This window comes from Microcystis sp. LE19-8.1F (genome assembly GCF_027531715.1).
GTDB lineage: Bacteria > Cyanobacteriota > Cyanobacteriia > Cyanobacteriales > Microcystaceae > Microcystis > Microcystis wesenbergii_A.
This window is the reverse complement of record NZ_JAPZSO010000254.1, coordinates 1-4,725: the sequence shown is the minus strand read 5'-3', so window position 1 is coordinate 4,725 and position 4,725 is coordinate 1. Positions and strand designations below refer to the sequence as shown.

General features: G+C 36.1%; 2 protein-coding genes. Both read right to left on the bottom strand.

Going from position 1 to position 4,725, the window contains the following annotated elements:
* Positions 1–152: 152 nt before the first annotated feature.
* Positions 153–2,312: an O-linked N-acetylglucosamine transferase, SPINDLY family protein gene (locus O9334_RS22705; RefSeq protein ID WP_288002714.1), complete on the bottom strand. Its 2,160-nt coding sequence runs from the start codon at positions 2,310–2,312 to the stop codon at positions 153–155.
* 17 nt (positions 2,313–2,329) lie between these two features.
* Positions 2,330–4,480: an O-linked N-acetylglucosamine transferase, SPINDLY family protein gene (locus O9334_RS22700; protein ID WP_288002711.1), complete on the bottom strand. Its 2,151-nt coding sequence runs from the start codon at positions 4,478–4,480 to the stop codon at positions 2,330–2,332.
* Between the last annotated feature and the right edge of the window lie 245 nt (positions 4,481–4,725).

Below are 4,725 nucleotides of genomic sequence, written 5' to 3'. Positions count from 1 at the left end.
GCAGTGGTTTGAGAAGCTCTTTTATGAGTTTTGAAAAATTCGTCATCAGGGCAAACTCCCTATTGTGAGGGGAATAAGTTGTCTAGATTCTATCTATAATAGCATTTTTTTTCTGACTTTTCTCAACGTTCAACACTTCTGGTTTTTATCCTCTAAGATTGACAATAAATATTCCACATTTGTTGATAAGCAGTTTCTAAATCTCTGGTAAATTGTTTGGCATTCCAGAGGGGAGATGTATGACGAGACTTTCGGAGTTTCCAACGGACTTCTTCCCTTAAATTTTTATCCAATCCTAACTTAATTCCCCACTGCACATATTCCTCATCACTCCAAGCTATACCCTCAGTTATTCCCGCATTCATCATTAAAGTATAACCGTTGCGCGATGACCATTGTTGCCCCACTTTAACCACGAGAGGAATTCCCATCCAGAGGGTTTCTAGGGTGGTTGTACCACCATTAAAGGGATAGGTGTCCAAAACCACATCAGCGATGGCTAAATTTGCCCTGTAGGTTTCCGTCTGATAGAGAGGAAGCATCTTAATTCGATTAGTTTCTACTCCAACTTCTGCGGCAATTTGACAGAATAAATCCAGGAGGGAATTATCATCAGCAACTCCTTGAATTAGGAAATAACTATTAGGTACGGATTTGAGGATTTGCATTTGTAAGCGAATCATCGCCGGATTACGCTTAATTGCCGTTTGAGAACTTAGGTAAATAACTGCATCATTATTAATACCTAAATCTTCTCTTCGCAGGGTAGGAACGGCTATTTCAAAACCATCCACAGCGACAAAAGCATTAGGTAAACGCCAGATTTTTTCCTGATAATATTCTTGGGCATTTTCTGGCAATACATAAGCATCCGCTAAAAGATAATCTACTGCGGGTAAACCGGAACCATCAAAACCTAACCAGTTAACTTGAATAGGAGCAGGTTTTAAGGCAATAACTTGGGCAACGATTGCCCCGGTACCACTATCTAAGTCCACAAGAATATCGATGTTATCTTCTTTAATTTTGCGGTAGGTTGCTAGGGAATCAGCAGTAGCATGATAGATTTTATCTGCGGGATTAGAAAACCATTTTTTAGTTATTTCATCCACAGGTTGACTCACCATATAAAGGTGAATATCAAACTGCTCACGATTGTGATAATTAATAGTCCAACGACTCAATAAACCGACGGGATGACGTTTTAAGCTTTGGGCAATGTAACCAATTTTAAGTTTTTTATTTGCATTATCTTCTCTGGGTTTGTCAAAACTTTCCTCTTGAAAACCCAACATTTCTTTGTAGGTTTTTTGGAAAAAACTGCCAATCTGATTTAAAAGCGTTCGATTCTCTTTCGGGTTATCTTCATAGTAAGAAATCGGATTCATAACTGTTAGTAAAGCTTCCCGAACTAAGGGATGTATATCTTGAGGCTTTTCTTCTAGAATTTTTTTGATTAAGTGTTTATACTCTTGACAAATACTAGGAATGTCATTCCATTTTGAGGCTCGCAAAGAACCATTAAAGAGAAGAGATTGACTAAACATTTTTAAATCAATCGTTTGACTTGTCTCTTTCAAATTATTGACTAAATTTATTGCTTTTTCATAGTCAGTTAAAGAGATATAAAACCAGAATAAATTAACGGCTAAGTACCAACTTTCTGGATAAAGGGGAAGAAAAGCTTCCGCTAAGTCAACGGAATAAATAGGTTGATATTTCTCAAAAGCAAAGTGTCGGGTGACAGTGATGACGTGATTAAGTAATTCTAGAGAATTGTCAAGATAGGGTAAACTTAACCGAACTAATTCTACGGTATATTTATGAGCGTAAGGCATGACGGCAATCACTACCCGTTCCAATAATTGAGAGTTAACTGAACCCTGGGTAATTAATTCTAGTATTTGCCATTCTTGCAGTTGTTGAGGATGAAATCTATTTAATTTAATTTCAACGAGAGTTAAATGCAGTAAATTATCGAGATAACTGGGATTAATTTCCTGTAGATGTTTACGAATTAACCAACTTATTTCTAGATTTTCTAACTCTAATTGTCGGTTAGCTTCGGCTGCTAAAATATTGCTTAATTCTAGCAGCCATGACTCGGTTTCTTGTTCATCCCCTTGAGTGAAAACAAATAACCAAGTAGTTTGTGCTTCTTCTTCTCTTCCTTGCAAAAGATAGGCTAATCCTAAATACCAATAATGACTAATTTCTAGGGGTTCTCTTTCTATCAGTTCTTCGTAAAACTGACTAACAATATCGTATTGATTGTTTTCTAAAGCGGTTTTAACTTCATTTTGCCAAGACATGATTTAATTCTCCCTAATTAACTTTCACAATAGATTTGCCACATTTGACGATAGGCATTTTCCACATCTTTAGTAAACTGACGTGCATTCCAAAGCGGGGAAGTTTGTCTAGATTCATCTAATTTAGCGATAACTTTGCGTCTCAGGTTTTCATCCTTACCTAACTTAATTCCCCAATCGATATACTCCTCATCACTCCAAGCAATACCTTCACTAATTCCCGCATTAACCATTAAAGTATAACTATTTCTCGATGACCATTGTTGACCAACTTTTGTCACCAAAGGAATCCCCATCCACAGCACATCTAAAGTCGTCATTCCTCCCGTAAAAGGATAGGTATCTAAAACCACATCAGCTATCCTTAAATTTGCTCGATAAATTCCTGTGGGATAGAGGGGTAAGATTTTTAATCTCTCATAATTAATTCCTTCTTCCTCGGCAACTTTGAAAAATAATTTTTCCACTGATTTAGCATCACTTAACCCTTGAATACTCAAATAACTATTAGGAACTGCCTTTAAAATTTGTAGCTGAAGTCGAATAGTTTCAGGGTTACGTTTAACCCCCGTTTGTGCGGTTAAGTAATTAATTGCATCCTCTGGAATCCCTAAATCATCCCTTCGGAGAGAAGGGGAAGCAACCTCGACACCATCCACACAAATATAGGAATTAGGTAAGCGCCAAATTTTTTCTCGGTAATATTCCTGTGCATCTGCTGGTAAAACGTAATTATCAGCAAGATAGTAATCAATTGCAGGAATTCCTGACGCATCAAAACCTAACCAAGTCACTTGTATTGGTGCGGGTTTTAGTGCCATGACTTGACAAGTTGCTTCATTAGTGATGCCGTCTAAATCTACCAAAATATCAATATTATCCTGACTAATTTTTTCAGCAATCAGTAGAGGCTTAATCGGTAAATTATAGCAAGCATTTACCCGATTTTTAAAATCATTTTCAGTAATAAAATCTTCTTTTTGAGATACTAGGTATAAAGAGACATGAAACTGGTTATAGTCATGATACTTCATTAACCATCTAGAGATTAATCCTATAGAATGATTACCTAAAGTATTGGCAATATAGCCAATTTTAAGAACTTTATTGGCATCTTTAATAGTCGATTTTTGCAGAGAATGACGGTTATAATTATTGCGAACATATTCCTGAAAAAGTTGACCAACACAATTATTAATGTAACGGTTTTTTCTTGGGTTATCTTCTAGGTAAACTAGAGGGGATACAATTGATAGGCATGGTCCATCCAATAATCTTGGACATTCTCGATTAGTGATACTTTTTTGCAAGGATTCTGCATATTCTTCAATATCTGCCTTAATATCGACCCAATTACCACTAAATAATTTGACATAAAGAGCAATAAAATCAGCTACAGCTTGAGAAGGCAACCCTTGACAACTTGTTTTTAATTGATTAGCTACTTGGATAGCATCGGCAAAATCTCGATTATCAAAATAACATTGATAAAGTTCAGCTAACAGATAAATTTGCTCTGGTTCCACTGCTAAACAAGCATTAATAATATCAATAGCCAATGGTTTATTATTCATGGTTAGAGAAGTTACTTTAGCTTCTACTACTTTGATGAAAGTTTGTCGCTGACAGTTAGATTGAAATATTGCCTCTAAGTAAGGGACAGTTTCTGGTATCTGATAATCGAGAAATTTTTCTAAAACTTCTGCTAATAAACTTAACTCGATACTCTGGCAATCATTTGTTTTTAACACATCGACAAATAACCAAGTTTTTAACTGCTCTTTTTCAAAATAATTCAAATTAATTGCTAATAAAATAAACCGCAGTAAATTATCAACATTATCGGGACTAATCTCGCGAATATGTCCTCGAATTAACCAACTGGTTTCTAAATTGCCTAACTCTAATTGTCTTCGCGCTTCCCCATCCAAAATATTGACTAAATCTGCTGTCCACGCAGTCATTTCCCCTTCATCCCCTTGACTGAGGACGAATAACCAAGTGGTTTGTGCTTCTTCTTCCCTAGCTTCCAAAAGATAGGCTAATCCTAAATACCAATAATGACCAATTTCTAAGGGTTCCTTTTCTATTAATTCTTGATAAAATTGGCTAACTTGCCAGAAATCCCCTTGGATAATTGCCGGTTCAACTTGGGAATGCCAAGACATAAGTATTTATGGTTAAGTGTTTCTACTAACGTACCCAAACAGAAGCAAAATTTTTCTATATAAGTAAAATTTATCAGTTGGTCAGGGGTTGGGTGTTGGGGTTTTAAGTAGGTAGGCGTTAAAAATTATCAGACACCCCCCTTATCAAGGGTAGGGTTGATTCATGAATCAACCCTACCTTATCAAGGAGGGCAGGGGGGATCGAACCTAAAATCCATTTTTAATTTAATTATAACCAGCTACTT

Coding starts and splice junctions, on each gene's coding strand:
- O9334_RS22705 (WP_288002714.1), bottom strand. CDS start 2,312: ATGTCTTGGCAAAATGAAGTTAAAACCGCTTTAGAAAACAATCAATAC.
- O9334_RS22700 (WP_288002711.1), bottom strand. CDS start 4,480: ATGTCTTGGCATTCCCAAGTTGAACCGGCAATTATCCAAGGGGATTTC.